15 protein-coding genes are annotated in these 18,692 nt (G+C 71.1%); 8 read left to right on the top strand and 7 right to left on the bottom strand.

Annotation, left to right across the window (positions count from 1 at the left end; genetic code table 11):
• Nucleotides 1–12 precede the first annotated feature (12 nt).
• Nucleotides 13–2,607 (top strand): AfsR/SARP family transcriptional regulator, encoded by a 2,595-nt coding sequence (locus BBK82_RS20215; RefSeq protein WP_065916395.1) that lies wholly within the window; start codon nt 13–15, stop codon nt 2,605–2,607.
• Here BBK82_RS20215 and BBK82_RS20210 read toward each other — a convergent pair.
• Genes BBK82_RS20210 through BBK82_RS20200 form a run of 3 tightly spaced genes read right to left on the bottom strand, consistent with a single transcriptional unit; the run spans nt 2,576 to nt 4,977 of the window.
• Nucleotides 2,576–3,598, bottom strand: a complete 1,023-nt coding sequence (locus BBK82_RS20210) for an FAD-dependent monooxygenase (protein ID WP_065916394.1) — start codon at nt 3,596–3,598, stop codon at nt 2,576–2,578. The genes BBK82_RS20215 and BBK82_RS20210 overlap by 32 nt on opposite strands.
• 43 nt (nt 3,599–3,641) lie before the next feature.
• Entirely contained in the window at nt 3,642–4,253 is a 612-nt protein-coding gene (locus tag BBK82_RS20205; protein ID WP_065916393.1) for a DUF305 domain-containing protein, read from the bottom strand.
• Nucleotides 4,254–4,257: 4 nt separating this feature from the next.
• The gene (locus tag BBK82_RS20200) at nt 4,258–4,977 is read right to left on the bottom strand and encodes a lytic polysaccharide monooxygenase (protein ID WP_418287493.1); all 720 of its coding nucleotides are present in this window, start codon (nt 4,975–4,977) and stop codon (nt 4,258–4,260) included.
• A gap of 274 nt (nt 4,978–5,251) precedes the next feature.
• Between BBK82_RS20200 and BBK82_RS20195 the strand changes: the two genes are divergently transcribed.
• From BBK82_RS20195 to pip (BBK82_RS20180), 4 genes are all read left to right on the top strand, one after another.
• The gene (locus BBK82_RS20195) at nt 5,252–5,731 is read left to right on the top strand and encodes a hypothetical protein (protein WP_065916391.1); all 480 of its coding nucleotides are present in this window, start codon (nt 5,252–5,254) and stop codon (nt 5,729–5,731) included.
• Between the two features lie 68 nt (nt 5,732–5,799).
• Complete coding sequence (locus BBK82_RS20190; protein ID WP_065916390.1) at nt 5,800–6,342, top strand: DUF305 domain-containing protein; 543 nt, start codon at nt 5,800–5,802, stop codon at nt 6,340–6,342.
• A 127-nt stretch (nt 6,343–6,469) separates the two neighbouring features.
• A complete protein-coding gene (gene pip / locus BBK82_RS20185) occupies nt 6,470–7,420 on the top strand; it encodes a prolyl aminopeptidase (RefSeq protein WP_065916389.1) in 951 nt (316 codons plus the stop codon).
• Complete coding sequence (pip, locus tag BBK82_RS20180) at nt 7,417–8,361, top strand: prolyl aminopeptidase (protein ID WP_065916388.1); 945 nt, start codon at nt 7,417–7,419, stop codon at nt 8,359–8,361. Before pip (BBK82_RS20185) ends, pip (BBK82_RS20180) begins: the two co-directional genes overlap by 4 nt.
• Here the strand turns inward: pip (BBK82_RS20180) and BBK82_RS20175 are convergent.
• Genes BBK82_RS20175 through BBK82_RS20165 form a run of 3 tightly spaced genes read right to left on the bottom strand, consistent with a single transcriptional unit; the run spans nt 8,334 to nt 14,064 of the window.
• Nucleotides 8,334–9,887, bottom strand: a complete 1,554-nt coding sequence (locus BBK82_RS20175) for a tannase/feruloyl esterase family alpha/beta hydrolase (RefSeq protein WP_065916387.1) — start codon at nt 9,885–9,887, stop codon at nt 8,334–8,336. The two genes, pip (BBK82_RS20180) and BBK82_RS20175, sit on opposite strands and share 28 nt — an antisense overlap.
• Nucleotides 9,888–9,933: 46 nt before the next feature.
• Nucleotides 9,934–11,907, bottom strand: coding sequence for an amino acid transporter (locus tag BBK82_RS20170; RefSeq protein ID WP_065916386.1), 1,974 nt, complete (start codon nt 11,905–11,907; stop codon nt 9,934–9,936).
• A gap of 27 nt (nt 11,908–11,934) precedes the next feature.
• Nucleotides 11,935–14,064 (bottom strand): diguanylate cyclase, encoded by a 2,130-nt coding sequence (locus tag BBK82_RS20165; protein ID WP_237048281.1) that lies wholly within the window; start codon nt 14,062–14,064, stop codon nt 11,935–11,937.
• Between the two features lie 620 nt (nt 14,065–14,684).
• Between BBK82_RS20165 and BBK82_RS20160 the strand changes: the two genes are divergently transcribed.
• Both BBK82_RS20160 and BBK82_RS47610 read left to right on the top strand, forming a co-directional pair.
• Nucleotides 14,685–16,082, top strand: coding sequence for an AfsR/SARP family transcriptional regulator (locus BBK82_RS20160; protein ID WP_170067939.1), 1,398 nt, complete (start codon nt 14,685–14,687; stop codon nt 16,080–16,082).
• Nucleotides 15,965–17,350 carry a MalT transcriptional regulator family protein gene (locus BBK82_RS47610; RefSeq protein ID WP_071812641.1) on the top strand — a complete coding sequence of 462 codons (1,386 nt, stop codon included), beginning with the start codon at nt 15,965–15,967 and terminating at the stop codon, nt 17,348–17,350. Before BBK82_RS20160 ends, BBK82_RS47610 begins: the two co-directional genes overlap by 118 nt.
• Before the next feature lie 196 nt (nt 17,351–17,546).
• On the opposite strand, the gene BBK82_RS20155 is transcribed toward BBK82_RS47610, so the two are convergent.
• Nucleotides 17,547–17,864 (bottom strand): DUF2690 domain-containing protein, encoded by a 318-nt coding sequence (locus tag BBK82_RS20155; protein ID WP_154697395.1) that lies wholly within the window; start codon nt 17,862–17,864, stop codon nt 17,547–17,549.
• Nucleotides 17,865–18,001: 137 nt separating this feature from the next.
• Between BBK82_RS20155 and BBK82_RS20150 the strand changes: the two genes are divergently transcribed.
• Nucleotides 18,002–18,640 carry a DUF2306 domain-containing protein gene (locus BBK82_RS20150; protein ID WP_237048280.1) on the top strand — a complete coding sequence of 213 codons (639 nt, stop codon included), beginning with the start codon at nt 18,002–18,004 and terminating at the stop codon, nt 18,638–18,640.
• Nucleotides 18,641–18,692: the final 52 nt, after the last annotated feature.

The following is an 18,692-nucleotide window of genomic DNA, read 5'->3' as shown; positions in this document are numbered from 1 at the left end:
CAGAATCACCCGGTGCACGTCGACATCCTCGGCCCGGTGGAAGCGCACACCGCGCGGGGCAGGATCCAGGTGGGCGGTCCGCGGCCGCGCACCCTCCTCGCGCTGCTGGCGCTGCGGGCGGGCCAGATCGTGCCCGTCGACCGGCTGATCGACGAGCTGTACGGCGACCGACCGCCCGCCGACGCGGCGAACGCGTTGCAGGGCCAGGTCTCCCGGCTGCGCAGGGCGCTCGGGGTGGCCGAGCTGGTCGAGTTCCACCCGGCCGGGTACCGGCTGGCGCTGGCGCCGGACAGCGTGGACGCGCACCGGTTCGCGGCTGGCGGCGGCCGGCAGGCGCTGGAGCAGGGTGACCCGCAGGCGGCGGAGGCGTTGCTGGGCGAGGCACTGGCGCTGTGGCGCGGGCCCGCGCTGGCGGACACGACCGCGACCGGGCACGCGGATCGCCTTGAACGGCAACGCCAAACAGCCTCGCACGACCTGATCGCCGCACGCATCCGCTTGCACAAGGCCGATGTCGGGGAGATCCAGGACCTCGTGCGGCAGCACCCGCTGGACGAACAGCTGCGCGGCTTCCTCATGCGGGCGCTGCACCAGCAGGGCAGGCAGGCGGAGGCGTTGCAGGCCTTCGAGGACGCCCGCGCGGTGCTGGCCGAGGAGCTCGGCACCGACCCGTCGGCCGAGTTGCGGGCGATCCACGTGCAGGTCCTGCGCGGCCAGACCCGGCGCGAGCTGCCGGCCCAGCTCACGAGCTTCGTCGGCAGGCAGGCGGAGCTGGCCCGGATCGCCTCGCTCGGCGACGCGCGGTTGATCACCCTCACCGGTCCCGGCGGCGCCGGCAAGACGCGGCTCGCGGTGCAGGCCGCCGACGACGACGCGGTGTTCGTGGACCTCGCGCCGGCGCACGACGTGGCCGCGGCGGCGCTGCAGGCGCTCGGGTTGAAGGAAACCGTGCTGCCCGCCGAGGAACGGCTGACGCTGGCGCTGAAGGACCGCGCCACCCAGCTGGTCCTGGACAACTGCGAGCACGTGGTCGTGCAGGCCGCGACGCTCGTCCAGCACCTGCTCAGCACGTGCCCGCGGTTGCGCATCCTCGCGACCAGCCGGGAGGCGCTGGGCATCACGGGCGAGACGCTGTGCCCGGTGCCGCCGCTCGACACCGAGCAGAGCGTGACGCTGTTCGTCCAGCGCGCGAGGGCGGTGAACCCGGTCTTCACCCAGGACGAGCACACCGAGAGCATCTGCCGTGAGCTCGACGGCCTCCCCCTCGCCATCGAGCTCGCCGCCGCCCGCGTCCGCACGCTGACCACCGAGGACATCTCCCGGCGCCTGAACGACCGGTTCCGGTTGCTCACCAAGGGAAACCGCGCCGCCGCACCCCGGCACCAGACGCTGCGGGCGGTCGTGGAGTGGAGCTGGGACCTGCTGACCGACGACGAACGCGACCTCGCCGCGGCGCTGGCCACGTTCAGCGGTGGCGCGACCCTCGCCGCCGTCGAGGAGGTCGGCGGGCACGACCTCGGGGTGCTGGAGGCGCTGGTGGACAAGTCCCTGGTGGAGGCCGCCGACGGCCGCTACCGGATGCTGGAGACGATCCGCGAGTTCTGCGCGCAGCACAACCGGGTCGACGCCGAGCACGCCGCGTACTTCGCCGCACTCGTCCGGCGGGCCGATCCGGAGCTGCGCGGCCCGGACCAGCTGCGCTGGCTCGCCACGCTGAGCGCCGAGCACGCCAACCTGGTGCAGGCGCTGACGTGGACCGCCGACCACGCGCCCGCCGACGCGCTGCGGCTGCTCGCCGACCTGTCCTGGTACCTGTACGTGCGGGGCAGCCGCACCGAGGTGGAGGCCACCGCGCGGACGTTGCTCGGCCGGGTGCCGGAGCAGACCAGCGAGCAGTACGCGATCCTGCTCGCGCTGGCCGCCCCGGAACGCGTGCGCGGCGTCCTGGACCAGTTGCACGGCCCGATCCGCCACCCGTTCGTGCTGATCGCCTGGGCCATGCTGGCCGGTCCGCCCGACCCCGGCGCGCCGCGCACCCGGCTGCAGGACGAGGTCGAACGCAGCGACGACCCGTGGATCCAGGGCCTGATCGCGTTCAGCACCGCCTACACCGACTGGACCTTGCACGGCGACCGCGCCCGTGCCGTCGAGCAGGCCAGCCAGGCGCTGCGGCGGTTCCAGGACCTGGGCGAACGCTGGGGCGCCGCCCAGGTCCTCGACGTGCTCGCCAACCTGACCGAGGACCCTCAGGAGGCGCTCGCGCTGACCGAGGAGGCGTTGCGGGTCGTGGGCGAGCTGGGTGCGAAGGAGGAGCTGGCCGAGCTGCGCGCGCGGCGCGCGGACCGGTTGCTCGACCTCGACCAGGACGCGGCCGAGCGCGACTACCGCGAGGCGCTGGCGCTGGCGACGAACGCGGGACTCGCGGCGACCAGGGCGCTGGCCGGCGCGGGCCTCGCCGAGATCGCCCGCCGCAGGGGAGATCTCGCCGAGGCCGAGCGGTTGTTGCTGGCCGCCGACCAGGAGCTGGGCTTCGGCTGGATGCACGCCAACGCCAAGCAGCACGTCGAGACCGCGCTCAGCGCACTGGCGCGTAGTCGGGGAGCTTGATCGCGGTCGCGGCCTTGAGGTCCATCCGGGCGAACATCGGCGCCTTGCCCAGGAACCCGAACATCCGGTCGCGCACCCACATCCCGAGCCGCGTCCCCGGCGCGAGGAACGGCCCGGGGTTGCCCTGGCAGCCGCGGGCGTACGGGCCGACCAGCGCCTCGTAGCGGGCGAACGCGTCCCCGCCCGCCGCCAGCTCCCCCGCCAGCACGTACGCGCTCACGACGGCGAGCCCGGTGCCCATGCCGCCGAGCGTCGAGCCGTACCCGGCGTCGCCCAGCAGCGTGACCCGCCCCGAGCTGACCGCCGGCATGCGCACCTGGCTGATCGAGTCGAAGTACACGCCCGGCGCGATCAGCTCGTCCGGCATCAGCTCCGGCGGCACCGCGGACTTGAACATCACCCAGCCCGGCGCGGTGAGCACGCCCGGTGCGCAGACCATGTCGCGGTCGTCGCCGTCGGACGGCCAGATGGCGAAGTAGTAGCCCTGGAACTTCGGCCGGTAGTCCGGGAAGACCAGCTGCCGCACGCCGGACCGCATCCCGTCCGCGCCGACGACGAAGTCGAACCGCCGCGGCCGGCCGTGCGCGAACGTGACGTCCACGCCGGTGCCGTCGTCGTGCAGGGAGGTGATCCAGTCGCCGAACACGTACTCCGCGTCGGAAGCACTGGCCTCGTACAGGATGCGTGACAGGTCACCGCGCAGAATTTCGACCTCGCCGGCGGTGAACGCCGCGGGCAGCCGGGCGCGTTCCCGGCCGTCGGTGCCGCGGAACACCATGTCGCGCGGCGTCGTCCGGGCAGCGCGGACCGCGTCGAGGACACCCATCCGCCGCAGCACGGACAGGTGCGCCTCGCCGCGGAAGTCCACGGCCTGGCCGCCGGTCCGCAGCGCGGGCGCGCGTTCCACGACGGTGGCCGAGATGCCGTGACGGGACAGCCAGAGTGCCAGTGCGGGCCCGGCAACGCCCGCTCCCGAGATCAGTACGTCCATGGCCCGGCAGGCAACACCGGGCCGCTGACCGGACGCTGACCGCCTACTGCCCGTTGATCAACGTGAGCATCTGCTGGATCTGGCCGGACCGCGAGTCGCGCACCCGCTGGGCGTAGGCCGTGGTCTCCGGGTTGGAGCCGTCCTTGAGCTCCGTCTGCGCCATCTCGACGGCGCCGCCCTGGTGCCCGGTCATCAGGTTGAGGTAGGCGAGGTCGAACTCCTCCTTGCTCCTGTCCTTGACGTCGCTGATGACCTTGGCGTCGAGCAACGGCATGCCACCGTGGGCGGCGTGCACGTTCGGGTCGCTCGACGGCTGCTCGGGCTTGCCCCAGAGCTTCAGCCAGCCCTTGAGCATCTCGAGCTCCTCGCGCTGGGTCGAGTCGACCGCGCCGGCGAGCTCCTTGACCTTCGGCCCGGTGGCCATGGCCTTCGCCACCACCGCGAGGTCGATGCCCTGCTGCAGGTGGGCCACCATCATCTGCGCGAACATCACGTCCGCGTCGTTGAACCGCGCGGTGGCAGCGGGAGGTGGTGCGGTGGAGGTCGCCGCACCGTGCCCGTGGGCCTGCTGCTGCTGGCCCTCCGGCACGACTGCGTCGCCTCCACCGCACCCCGCCAGCGCCAGGACCGCGACCGCGATCACCAGGCGCTTCATGGGATCAGACCCGCTCCCACAGCGAAGCCGCGTTCGGCGGCTCCCAGCCGGTCAGCGAGGTGTGCGCCTGCCGGCAGCGGTACGTCGAGCCGCCGTAGGTGACCTGCGCACCCGTCGCGTAGGACGTGTTCGCGGCCCACGTGCCACCCGCGGGCGGCTGCGTGGTCGGCGGCTGCGTCGTCGGCGGCTGGGTGGTGGGCGGCTGCGTCGTCGGCGGGTTCGTGGTGGGCGGCGGAGTGCCGCCGCCGTTCACGTTGACGTCGATGCAGGAGTAGAACGCGGCACCGGTGTCGGCGATGTTCCAGATGGCGAAGATCTTCTGGCGGCCGGAGAAGCCGCTCAGGTTGATCGTGTGCCGCACCGGGTCGACCGGGGCCGCGTTGTTGCCGTTGACGTACGCGACCCGCGAGCCGTTGATGTAGTACTCGTAGTCGCGGGTGCGGTGACGGGCGGTGAAGGTCCAGGTCACCTGCAGGTTGGTGCCCGTGCTGGTCGCGACCCAGCCCTTGCTGTCGTTGTTCAGCTCGTCGAAGTCGCCGCGGGCTCCGTTGCAGTTCATCAGGCCCTTGGGACCTTCGGCGCTCTGCGGTTCATACGCGGGCGCACCACAGGGAACCGTCTTCTGCGCACACTGCGCCGTACGGCTCGGCGGCGACGACACGTAACCGTGTGCGCTGGCCGAGCCAACCGGCGTGATGAGCACGATCGCAGGGACCGCAGCCATGACGAGAGCTGCTTTTCGGGTGATCTTCATCTTCTGTCCGAACTCCTTGGTTCGTTCCCAGGCGGGGTGGACCCGTTGGCAGGGGCGGGAACCGGCGCCGCGGTGGATCGCTCGCCGATCGGGTTTCGGTGTGGTCTAGACCATAAATCGAGTTCGTGGAGTGGTCAAGGAGTCACCGTCAGCCATCCGGATCGAGTTCTTCGTCAACCGGTCCAGCAGGACAAGTGGTCCTGCCGGCGGAGTGATTCGCCCGCGGACGGGTAACCCCAGGCTCATGCGTGATTTCGACGAGCCCGTCCGAGCGGCAGGCCCCGGCGTCGTGGTCGACGGACCGGCAGGCGCCCCCACCGTCCTCGTGATCGATCCAGCAGGCGAGGCCGTGCACGACGGCATCCCCGCGACCTGGCGCCCTCTCACCGACACCGTGCGCGTCGTGTGGCTGCGCGTCCCGGCCGCACCGACCTGGCAGTCCACAGTGGACAAGGTGCTCGCGGCCCACCGCGACGACGAGTCCCCGGTCCGCCTGGACGTGGTCTGCAGCGGCCCGATCGCAGCCGACGTCGTGGACCTGGTCCGCCGCCACGAACACCTGGTGAACTCGGTCCTCCTCGTCGACCCCGAGACCGAGATCGCCGCCCCGTTCGGGAAGGTGATCGCCCGCACCCACCCGTCAGCCGACGACCGCGTGCCCGCACCCATGCCACTCGGCCACCCCGACGTGGTGAACGCCGTCATCGAGCGGGTCAGGCAGTAGAACTTCCGCTGAACCGGACAGAACACCCTTCCGTATGCCTCGACAGGGAACCGAGGACGGGAGGCTTCATGCGTGCGCGTCTGCTCATGGTGGTGCTGGGTCTGCTGGCGCTGACGGGCTGTTCGACGGTCGGCGGCGGCAGTTCCGGCGAACCAGCGGCCAACGAGGCGGATGCGACGTTCTCGCTGCGCATGATTCCGCACCACCGGCAGACCATCGAGGTCTCCAAGCTCGCGGTGGAACGCTCGAAGGACTCGTTCGTCGTCGACGTGGCCGACAAGATCGCCACCGCCGAGGCCGGCGAGATCGAGCAGATGTCCACGTACCTGCGGTCGTGGAACATCCAGATCCCCGGTGACGACCCGCACGCCACGCACAAGATGGCGGGCATGATGACCGCCAAGGACGTGGAGGCCTTGAAGACCGCGCAGGGCGCGCAGTTCGACGCGCTGTACCTGGCGACGCTGTCCCGACACCTGCGCAGTGGCATCGACATGGCGAAGGACGCGCAGGCCAAGGGCGAGCACGTGGGGTCGAAGGCGCTGGCCGGGAAGATCATCGTGTCGCAGACCGAGGTGCTGGACCAGATCGGTGCGAAGCAGAAGTCCTGACACGGCTTGGTCCGCGCGTGGCGGGTGGGCGGTGGTCGTCGACACCGTGCACCCGCCGTCGTGGCGTTCGCGGGCCGGCCGGAAAAACCGGATCACCTTCCCCGCCCTCCCCCAATAGCCTGCCCCCATGCCCTCCGACTACCAGCCCTACGACCAGGGCCTCCTCCCCGTCTCCCACGGCAACCACATCCACTGGGAGATCAGCGGCAACCCGGACGGCAAAGCCGCCGTCGTGTTCCACGGCGGGCCGGGCGCGCCCTCCGACGGTGCCCGCTGGTACCGCGACTTCGACCCCGCCCACTGGAAACTGGTCATCTGGCACCAACGCGGGTGCGGCCGGAGCACCCCGCACGCCGGTGACCCGGCCACCAGCCTCGAACACAACACGACCCAGAACCTCGTCGACGACGCCGACAAGCTCCGCGACCACCTCGGCATCGACAGGTGGCTGGTCATCGGCGGTTCCTGGGGCTCCACGCTCGCCCTGGCCTACGCCGAGCAGCACCCGCACCGGGTCAGCGAGATCATCCTCGCCGCGGTCACCACGTCCAGGCCCGAGGAGCACGCCTGGATCACCCGCGGGCTGAGCATGTTCTTCCCCGACCACTTCGAGAAGTTCCTCGAAGGGCTGCCGGAGGACGACCGCGACGGCAACCTCGCCCTCGCCTACCACCGGCTGCTCAACTCGGCCGACGCGGCAACGCGCGAGAAGGCCGCCCACGACTGGAGCAAGTGGGACCTGGCCACGGTCACCGGTGGCAACAACGACTTCACCGGCACGCCCTACGACGACCCCGGCTTCCGGTACACCACGGCACGGGTCGTGACCCACTACTGGGGCAACGAGGCGTTCCTCGAACCGAACGAGATCATCGACAACCTGCACCGGCTCAAGGGCATTCCGGGTGTGCTCATCCACGGGCGCAACGACTTCGGCGGGCCGCTGCACACCGCGTGGGCGGTGGCCAAGGGGTGGCCGGACGCCGAGCTGGTGATCCTCGGCGACGCCGGGCACCAGGCCCAGGAGGGCAACAGCATGAGCCAGGCGATCACCGCGGCCGTGGCGAAGTTCCGGTGAACGAGGGCTGGCTCGACGTCGGTGACGGGCAACGGATCCACTACGAGGTCAGCGGAAACTCCCAGGGGAAACCGGCGGTCGTGTTCCACGGCGGACCCGGCAGTGGCCTGAACCCGCGGTGGCGCGAGGACTTCGACCCCGAGCACTGGTTGCTGGTGCTGTGGGACCAGCGCGGCTGCGGCCAGAGCACTCCGCACGCCGGTGACCCGGCGACCAGCCTGGAGCACAACACCACCCAGCACCTCATCGACGACGCCGAGAAGCTCCGCGAGCACCTCGGGATCGAGAAGTGGCTCATCGCCGGGGCGTCCTGGGGGTCGACGCTCATGCTGGCCTACGCGGTCCAGCACCCGCACCGGGTCAGCGAGATGATCATCAGCGCGGTCACGACGTCGCGGCCCGAGGAGCACGCCTGGCTCACCAGAGGTGCGCGGCTGTTCTTCCCCGACCACTTCGCGGAGCTCCAGCGCGGCGTGCCGGAAGAGGACCGGGACGGCAACCTCGCCGTCGCCTACCACAGGCTGCTGAACTCACCAGATCCCGAAACCAGGGCGAAAGCCGCGCACGACTGGAACAAGTGGGACCTGACGCTCATGTCCGGCGGCGACAACGACTTCACCGGCACGCGGTACGAGGACCCGCGCACGTCCTACACGCTCGCGCGGATCGTCACGCACTACTGGGGCAACGAGGCGTTCCTGGAAGCGAACCACATCCTCGACAACCTGGACAGGCTCACGGGCATCCCGGGCGTGCTCATCCACGGGCGCAGGGACTTCGGCGGCCCGCCGGAGAACGCGTGGGCCGTGGCCCAGCGGTGGCCCGACGCCGAGCTCGTGTTCGTGAGCGACGCGGGCCACCAGGCGACCAGCAGCACCGACAGCGCGTTGCAGGCCGCCATCGAGAAATTCCGTCAGGGAGCAACGGGTCCGGGCCGGTAGAGACCCTCGCCGGCCCACCTGATGCGATCGGAGAGGCGGTAGCCGGGCGCCGCGGCGAAGTTCGCGGCGTCGTCGATGCTCCCCGAGCCGTCGTACTTGGCGCGCAACGGGTACGGGAACACCGGCCGGGTGCGCACGACGGTGCCGTCGTCGCCGACACCGGACGCGGTCACCGACGTCGGCGCCGCACCACCCTCGACCCACTGGACCAGCGCGGGGAACGGGTCGAACGCCGTCAGCTCGTCACCGTTGCCGCAGTGGTGCAACGAAGGCACGACGAACAACCGCGCCCAGTCCTGCGTCCTGCCCCCGGTCAGCCGCTGCCAGTAGTCGAGCGTGCCCTCGACCGGGATGCCGGGGTCGCCGGCGCCGTGCCAGACCACCAGCTTGCCGCCCGAACGCCGGAACTCGCGCAGGTCCAGCGACATCGCGTTCGCCTTCACGGTCTCCTGCGCCACCCGGTGGAGCTCCCGCACGGTGAACTCGAAGGAGTCCAACGAGGAATGTGGCTTCCCGATCGGGTAGACGAGGTGCTTCAGGGCGTTCTCGGCCAGCGCACCGGAGATCGAGAAGCCGGACACCTCGTTGATCCAGTACTTCCAGCCGAGCTCGGAACCGTACGACTGCCCGCCGGGGTAGAGCCGCACCCCGCCGTCGGAGGGACCGGCGTAGAGGTTGCGCACCCGTGCGATCTCCTCGCCGGTCAGCGCGGGAGCCAGCGAGGCGGGGTCGAAGCGGCACAACCGCGGCTCGTCGAGCTGCCCGTCGACCAGGCCGTCGAGGCCGTCGCACTCCTGCAGCACGGCCGCGTGCAGCAGGTCGATCTTGTCGTTCGGGACGGCGTTGCGGGTGATCCACGCCTGGTAGCCCACCAGCGCGCCGAAGAACCCGGCCGGTGCGCCGGCCACGATGCCGTCGAAGTCGTGCGGGTAGCGCTGGGCCAGCTGCAACGCCTGCCGGCCGCCGTTCGAGCAGCCGGTGAAGTACGACCGGCGCGGCGCGGAGCCGAAGTAGGTCTTCGTGATCACCTTCGACACGCGCGCCAGCACGTGCTGCGAGCGGTGGAAGAAGTCGTCCCGCGCCTGCTGGTCGTCGCGGGCCCACCGCGTGTCGACCGGGTTGTCCGGCGCCACCTGGTGGCCGGTGTCGCTGGTCGCCACCGCCGCGTCCCCGAACGCCGGCCCGCACTGCGGAAAGGCCGTCTCCTCCACGAAACCGCAGAACCCGCCACAGCCCACCTGGACGTACCGCCCGCGGTAGGTCTGCGTCGGCAGCTTCACCCGGAACCCGATGTTCGGCTCGATCGTGCCGCGCACGTCGCAGAACTCCGGCACTCCGGCCGCCGCCGGCACCACGACCGCCGACGTGACCTGCGTGCGGGCATCCGGAAGCGGGTACTGGCGCGCCAGCGACGAACACGACTGGACCGGCCGAATCGGTCCGCCGGAAGAGGTCTCGGCCACGGCGGGCACCACACCCGCAGCCACCACCATGACGGCGAGCACCACCGTCGTCTTTCGATACATCCGTCCATCCCCCTGGTAGTCCGACGTACCAAGGAGATTCTCGCAGCTATCCGACGTGGATGCGGGGGCGCCGGGCAGGATCGCGCTCGGCCGAGCGGATGATCTCGCGCACGACCGGTGGCGTGTCGCCGCGGCCGAGGATCAGGTAGCGGAACAGGTGGCCGAGCGGGTTCCCCTCCGACCACTCGAAGTGCGCGTGCGGGATCACGCCGGTCGAGTCGCGCAACGCCAGCAGGACCGCCGCGATCGCGTTCGGCGCGGCCGGTGCCGACGCCCGCAGCACCCGGTGCCCGTCCACCTCGGCACCGCGCACGCGCAGCACGTTCGTGAACGCCGACGGGTCGACGATGTCGATCTCCAGGAAGATCACGTCCGCCGTGCCGGGCACCGGGTTGATCCCGCGCTGCTCGGTCTCCTTCTCGTCGTACTCGGCCTTGTCACCGGACTGGCGGCGGTTGGCGATCAACGTGATCCGGCCGTCGTTCGCGATCGTTCCGGTGATGAACCGGCGGGCGTCCTCGTCGAACTCGATCTTCTCGACCCGCAGCTCGGTCGTGCGCGACACCCGCGACACCAGCGAGATCACCACGATCCCGAGGATGAAGCCGAGCGAGATGGTGATGCCGTCCGGCTTCTCGACCACGTTCTCCACCAGCGCGTACAGCAGCACCAGCGTCAGCACGGTGAAGCCGGTCGTCGCGCCGCGCTGCCTCTTGCGCCACGCCGACACCGTCACCGCGAACGACCCGGACACCATCATCGCCAGGATCCCGGTGGCGTACGCGCCGGCCTGCGCGTTGACGTCGGCGTTGAAGATGATCGTGATGATGACGCAGATGACCGTGTAGACGATCACCACCGGCCGGACCGCGCGGCCCCACTCCGGTGCCATGCCGTAGGACGGCAGGTAGCGCGGCACGATGTTGATCAGGCCCGCCATCGCGGACGCACCGGCGAACCACAGGATCAGGATGCTGCTGATGTCGTAGACGGTGCCGAACGCCTCACCCAGCAGCTCGTGCGCGAGGTAGGCGAGCGCCCGGCCGTTGGCGGGGCCGCCCGCCGCGAACTTGTCCTGCGGCACCAGCACGGTCGTGATGAACGACGTGGCGACCAGGTACACCGACATGATCAGCGCGGCGGTCGTGAGCAGCTTGCGGGTGTTGCGCACCCGGCTCTCCAGCTGCTCCCGCGGCGTCTTCCCGGAGGCGGCGACCAGCGGCATCATCGAGACGCCCGTCTCGAACCCGGACAGGCCGAGCACGAGCAGCGGGAACGCCAGGACCGCCGGCCCGACCACTCCGAACACGCCGTCGCCGTGCACCCCCAGGGCGTCGATCCAGCGCTGCAGGGCGTCCGGCGTCGCGAACACGTCCACGAGGCCCACCACGGCCACGACGGCGTTGAGGGCGAGGAACACCGCCACCAGCGGGATCGCGACGCCCACGGCCTCGCTGAAGCCCAGCAGGAACACCCCGCCGAGGACCAGCAGCAGCACGATCGTCACCGTGAGCTCGTGGCCGTGCAGCGCCTGCGGCACGTACGGGTTCTCTAGCGCGTGCACCGAGGCGTCCGCGGCCGACAGCGTGATCGTGATGATCCACGACGTCGCCACGAACCCGAGCAGCACGAGCACGAAGACCTTGCCGCGCCAGAACGGCAGCAGGTTCTCCAGCATCGCCACCGAGCCCTGGCCGTGCGGGCTCTCCCGCGCCACCCGCCGGTACATCGGCAGCATGCCCAGCAGCGTCAGGGCGACGATCAGCAGCGTGGCCAGCGGGGACAACGCTCCCGCCGCCAGCGCCGCGATGCCCGGCAGGTACGACAGCGTGGAGAAGTAGTCGACGCCGGTGAGCGTCATGACCTTCCACCACGCGTGCGGCTTGGCGTGCGACGGGTGCGCCTCGGGCCCGCTCGGCGCCACCCGGTCGGCGAGCAGCCAGCGCGCCAGCGGACCACCGGGCGGGGCCAGCCGCTGCGGGCTGGGGACCTCCGCGGGGACGGCGTACTCCGTGCTCATGGCGCGAAGCATGCCACCCGCGGGTGGTCACGGCCTGAAGTCGGCGGGAAAACCAGCCTCCTGAATGGACAATCCGGACGGACGCAACATTCCGATGCTGCCCTGGGTGTGCAGATCGAGGAACATGTCCACAACGTCCGGATCGAACTGTTCGCCGCGTCCGGCCCACAGTTCCCGCCGCGCCCGGTTCTCGTCCAGCGCGGTCTGATGTGGACGGTTGGACCGCATCGCCGCCCACGCGACGCACACGGACAGGATCCGCGCCTCGGCCCTGATGTCCGCGCCCTTCAACCCGTCCGGGTAGCCGGTGCCGTCGTAGCGCTCGTGCTGCTGCCTGATCACGTGCGCCACGCCCGCGAACCCCGGCACCATCCGCGCGAGCCGGTAGCCGAAGTCCGGGTGCTGGCGCAGCAGCCGCCACTCCTCCTCCGACAACGCGCCCGGCTTGGTCAGCACGACCTCCGGGATGATGATCTTGCCGATGTCGTGCAGGCGGCCGGACAGCTGCGCCACCCTGATCGTGGGCGCGTCGAGGCCGAACTCCCCGGCGGCCACCCCGGCCCAGCGCGACACCGAACGGCTGTGGTCGTAGCGGTGCAGCCACCCGTCCACCCGGTCGGCCACCTGGCAGAGGAACTCCGCCATCGCGCCGTCGGTGTCCGGGTCGACCGCGGGCAACGGCTCGGGACCGACCGCGATCCGGTTGCGCCCGGCCGCCTTCGCCGCGTACAGCGCGCGGTCCGCGATCACCACGACCTCGTCGGGGCCGTCGCCGTGCGTCGGGAAGCTCGCCGACCCCACCGACACCGTGACCGACAGCGGGATGTCGTCGTTGCCCGCGTTGACCGGGATCGGCCTCTCCGCCACGCGTTCGCGCAGCCGGTTCGCGATCACCGACAGCCTGGTGGGGCCCGCGTCCGGCACGAGCAGCGCGAACTCCTCGCCGCCGTAGCGCGCGAGCACCTCACCGGACCGCGAGGCCGCGCGCAACCGGGCGGCGACCTCCATCAGCACGTCGTCCCCGGCGGGGTGGCCGTAGTTGTCGTTGATCGACTTGAACCGGTCGACGTCGATGATGAACACCGCGACCGAGCCGTCGTTGCGCCGGGCGCGCGAGATCTCCAGCGGCAGCTGCGCCTCGAAGAACCGGCGGGTGTGCAGGCCGGTGAGGCTGTCGGTGATCGCGAGCTTGCGCTGGTCGGCCACGAGCCCCGCCAGGCGGGCGATGATCAGCAACGACAGCAGCGCGCTGCCCGCCGCGATCACCACGACGTCCTGCGACGACTGGCCGACGTCGTGCACCAGCATCAGCACCGGTGCCGCCAGCGCGGCCGAGCACAGCGCGATGAGCCGGCCGCGGCTCAGGCCGACGTCCTTCATGTGCGCCCGGTCGACCAGCCTGGCCATCGTCGGGTGCAACGCGGCGGCGCCCATGCAGAGGTTCGCGGACAGCCAGATGGCGTCGAGGAAGTTGCCCGCGTGGTAGCTGCCGTCGAGGCGCTGCAGGACGTAGATGGTGTCGGCGGTGAGGATGCCCAGCAGGTTCGCCGTCAGCAGCACGAACGCGCGCGGTCGCGGCCCGGCGCCGAAGATCAGCCTCAGCGCCACCACGAAGAGCGCGAGGTCCATCATCGGGTAGCCCAGCGAGGCGACCTTCACCAGCACCGGCGACGTGAGCCGCGCCTGCGGGCCGATGACGTAGAGCCAGGACGCCATGCCGGCCACCACCGCGAGCACGGCGGCGTCGAGCAGGCTCGGCAGGTCAAGCCCTGGCGTGCGGCGGCGGATCAGCAGGATCACGCCCGCGACCATCAACGGGTAGTGGCCCAGGTAGAAGATGTCCGCGTACGAGGGGTAAACCGTGTACCGGAAGATGTAGTGCGACGCGTAGAACGTCAGGTCCGCCACCGCGTAAACGACCTGGCTCAGCGCGAGGAACACCCAGGGCCGTCTCCATTGGGGGCGGTTGCGCTTCACCCCGGCGAATGTCGCGACGGCGGCGGACGCGGAGATCGTGCAGTAGAGCACCACTCGCACCGTCTGTCCCGTTGTGCCCGCGGGACTCACCGGAATCAGGTAGTAGATGCCCAGCAGCAGGTGACCTGCCACCAGGTACATCCACCACGCTCCGGTCCGGCCGGCACGGAAGATGGTCACACGAGACCCCTCGTTCTGCGACTTGGTCGAGCCAGTGATGATGCCCGACTCCTCATCATCGCGGCACCGCCGTTACTCCAATGAGGTGACCCACTAATACGGATCCGACGCTACCGCAAATCAGTGTTCTGTTTTCCGCACCAAAGAATCCGAGTGCCGCTGCGACAGCCGGGCACCCAGCTCACCCAATCCGCCCACGGGCTGGTCCGGCTCCCACCACGCAACGTCGACCTCAGGTGCGTCGCCGGTGCCCGTCCGCGGTCCGCGAACGATTTTCGCACGACTTTTGCCGGTCCGACGGCGATTCGCACACCTTTCCCCGCGCGGATCGCGTCCATGATCGCGCCTCCACCTGTTGGCTGACACCCGAGGGGCGCAACGCGACTCGCTCCCCAACGGAGTAGACGGAACTTCGTCGTTGACCGTTGCTCGATCCGCACGTTTTCCAAAACGTGTTCCAGTCGCCGGTGCAAGCGGTCCCCCGCCGGTCGGCGCAGCGGTCTTCTCGGCGCACCGGATTTACGGCGGACAAAGCGATACCGATATCGAGCCGCACCACCTGCGCGTTGTGGACTTTCGCGGTTGTGAACCAGTTGGGACACCGGGATATCGTGAACGCCGTGGAGGGTGTCCGGTTCGGGGTGCTCGGGCCGCTGCTCGTCACGCACGGGCAGCGGGACGTCCGCGTCCCCGCCGGTCAACCCCGCCAGGTCCTCGCGCTGCTGTTGGTGCACACCGGGCAGACCGTGAGCGTCGACCACCTGATGTCGGTCCTGTGGGACGGCGACCCGCCCGCGAGCGCGCGCAAGGCCGTTCAGGTGCACGTGTCGCAGCTGCGGCGGGCACTGAAGGAGCTGCCCGGCGTAGCGCTGCACTGGTCTCGCCAGGGCTACCGGCTCGACGTCCCGGCGGGAAGCCTCGACCTGCACCGGTTCCGCTCGGCGGCGGATCCCGACGAGGCGCTGAGCCACTGGCGCGGGCCCGCGCTCGCCGAGCTCACGACGAACACGCAGCTCGCGAACCAGCTGGAGGAGGAGCGGCTCGCGGCCGTCGAGCGCAGTGTGGAGAAGAAGGTCCGGGGCGGCCGGCACCTGGAGGTGATCGGCGAGCTGACCGGGTACGTGGCACAGCACCCGACCAGGGAACGGTTGCGCGGCGCGTTGATGACCGCCCTGCACCGCGGTGGCCGGCAGGCGGACGCGCTGCGCGTCTACGAGGAGGGCCGCAGGCACCTGGCCGACGAGCTCGGGCTCGACCCCTGCCAGGAGCTGCAGGACCTGCACACGGCGATCCTGCGGGGCGACCTGCCGGCGGTCCCCCGCGAGCTGCCGAAGGCGCCGGAGCACTTCGTCGGCCGCACCGCGGAGGTCGCGCTGGTCACCGGTTCGGCCGAGTCCGTCGTCGCGGTGCACGGACCGGGAGGGCAGGGCAAGAGCGCACTGGTCGTGACGGCGGCGCACGAGCTCGCTGAACTCTTCCCCGATGGACAGCTGTACGCGGACCTGCACGGCGCGACGCCCGGCCGTGCACCGCAGTCGCCCGGCGAGGTGATCCGGCGGTTCCTGCGCGCGCTGGGCACGCCGCCGCTCGCGGTCCCGACCGAGGAGTCCGAGGCCGCCGCGCTCTACCGCTCGACGCTCGCCAGGCGCAAGGTGCTGGTGGTGCTGGACAACGCGGTCGACGCGGCCCAGGTCGGCCCGCTGCTGCCGGGTGAGACCGGCACCAAGGTGCTGATCACCAGCCGCCGGATGCTCGCGACCCTGGGCGCCCGGCACGTGCGGCTCGACCCGTTGCCGGAGGCCGACGCCGTGCGGTTGCTCGGCGACGACGGCGAGGCGGCGAAGGAGGTCGCCCGGGCCTGCGACCACCTGCCGCTGGCGCTCACGATCGCGCGGCGCGGTTGCGCAGCCGGCCGGACTGGACGACCGCGACGCTGGCGCGCCGGCTCGCCGACCGGCGGCACCGGCTGGACGAGCTGCACTTCGACGACCTCGGCGTGCGGTCGAGCTTCCAGCTGAGCTTCGAGGGGCTGGGCGGGCAGGCGAAGCGGGCGTTCGCGTTGCTGTGCCGCCTGAACGTGCCGTCGGTCAGCGAGGACGTGGCGCGGGCACTGCTCGGGCAGTCCGATGTGGACCGCGCGCTGGACTCGCTGGTGGACGCCAGGCTCGTCGAACCGTGCGGGGCCGAGCGCTACCGGGTGCACGACCTGCTGCGGCTCTTCGGCGCCGAGCAGCCGAGCGGCGAACGGCAGGAGGCGCTGGAACGGGCGCTGGCGCACTACCGCGAGACGTTGACCGCCGCGTTGCGCAAGCTGCGGCCGCACGCGTTCGGTGCGCTGACGAACGCCACTGCCGCGGACATCGACGAACCGTTGCGGTGGCTGACGGAGGAGGCGGAGAACCTGCTGGCCGCTGCCCGGTCGGTGGCGCGCGAACCGTTGGCGGAGCACGCATTGGCGATCGCGCACATGCTGTACCCGCACCTGTTCAAACAGGACCGGGTCGCGGACCTGGTGGAGCTGGGCCAGATCGCGCAGCAGGCCGCGGACACCGTCGGGACGAGCCAGGCGCGGCAGACGGCGTTGCTGGTGCGGTCCGCCGTCCACCGCAGGACCGGGGAGTTCGAGACCGCCCGCGCGCAGCTCGAAGAGGTGCTGGAGGCGCGGGCCGACGACCCGTTCGGGCGGGGGCGGGCGCTCACCGGGATCGGCACGGTCCAGCGCGAGCAGGGGGAGCTGGAGCTCGCCGAGGAGACGTTGCTGGCGGCCGTCGAGCTGACCGCGGCGCACGGACCGGTCGGCGCGCAACGGGTTCCGTTGTCCGCCTTGGCCCAGGTGCACCTGGTGGCCGGCGAGTACGAGAAGGCGCTGGACGCCGCGGCCGAAAGCCTGAAGTACGCGGCGGAAGACGCGGCCGGGACCGCGTACGCGCTGGCCTCGTCGGGACAGGCGCACTTCAAGCTCGGTGACCTCGGCGCCGCGAAAGCCGCGCTGGACGAGTGCATCGAGCTGTGCCGGCAGACCGGAGAGCACAACGACGAGTGGCAGGCGCTGCTGTGCCGGGCGGAGGTGCTGCTGGCGCAGGGCGACACCGCCGCGGCCGTGACGGACGCGCAGAGCTGCCTGCGGATCACCAGCGCCACCGGTGACCGGTACGGCATGGGCGCCGCGCACCGGACGCTGGCGAAGGCCGAGCCGGGAACGCACGCGGACCGGGCGGCCGAACTGCTCGGCACACCCGGTCTGCGCAGGGACGACCTGCTGGAGAGCGTGATCGGCTGGGGCTAAGGCGTGTCCCGGACCGGCTGAGTGGCCGGACATGCTTCCAGTGGTTCTTCGAAGGGTGCTCAGTCGGTGATGTAGCCGGTCATGGCGCGTCCCCTCAGCAGTCGCTGGACGCGAGCCGGGCGGTGTGGTGGCTGCCGTCCCTGTCGACGTAGACCACCTCGCCACGGGCGCACCCAGGCGCGTGGACCATGTTCCCTCAATGCGTTCCCGGCGTTCCCGGAGCCGGGAACCCGACCCGGTCGCCGCCCGCCCACACGGTGATCCGCAGGGCGCTCTGCCCGCCGGGGTAGTTCACGACCCGCACCCAGTTCGTCCTGCAGGCCGGCGACCACCGCAGTTCGGCCGTGCCGGAGGTGAACATCGCCGCGGTGTCGGCGACCGTGGCACCGGCGCTGCACCCGGCCCGCACCGGGTCCTCGCCGTTGCAGCCGCGGCCGCTGCAGGACGCCGCCCGGGCATCGGGCGCCGCCAGGAGCACCAGCGCCGCGGCAGCGATCAGGCTTGTCGGCTTCATGCCGCCGACCTTGCCCACCCGCGCTCACAGCAACCTGACAGCCGGTGTCAGCGAGGTGTCAGAGGGTCACGTCAGCGATCGGTGCGTGAGCGGTGAGCACTGCTTGCGACGGTGTGGCCATGTTGAGGAGGCCTTGGGTGGGACCGTTGGCGTTCGTGGTGCTGGCGTTCGTGGCGTTCTCGCTGCCGCCGTACCTGACCGGGGATCGGGCCGCTGCCCGCGTGCAGTCGGACTGGGGTCCGCACTACGCCCTGCTGGTGGTCCACGTCGTGTTCGCGTCGGTGGCGATCCTGGCCTGCGTGCTGCAGGTCTGGCCGTGGTTCCGCGGCCGCTACCCGGTCTGGCACCGCCGGGTCGGCCGGGTCTACGTGTGGGGTGGCGTGCTGCCGGCGGGGGTGTCCGGCTGGATCATCGGGTACATGACGCCGTTCGGCCCGGTGGCGTGGAGCAGCAACGTCCTGATGGCCACGCTGTGGTTGCTGTTCACCTGGCTCGGCTGGCGTGCGGCCCGGCGGCGCGAGTTCCGCGACCACCGCAAGTGGATGATCCGCAGCTTCGCGCTGACCGTGTCGATCATCTCGAACCGGATCTGGGGCGCGGTGGCGTTCATCGTGCTGGACGGGCGGATCCCGGAGGAGGACGTGCAGAACACGATCGCCGGGATCTCGACGTGGATGGGCTGGGTCGTGCCGTTGCTGATCGCGCAGTGGTGGCTGGAGCGCAAGCCGAAGCGGAAGACGGCGCCGGCGGTGCAGCGCGAGACCGTGAACGTCTAGTGGCGTGGCTCGGAACGGTGCCGGGTAATTCGCGGTCAGACGGCCGCCTCGT

The organism is Lentzea guizhouensis, assembly GCF_001701025.1.
Classification (GTDB): domain Bacteria; phylum Actinomycetota; class Actinomycetes; order Mycobacteriales; family Pseudonocardiaceae; genus Lentzea; species Lentzea guizhouensis.
This window is presented reverse-complemented; position numbering and strand designations above follow the sequence as displayed.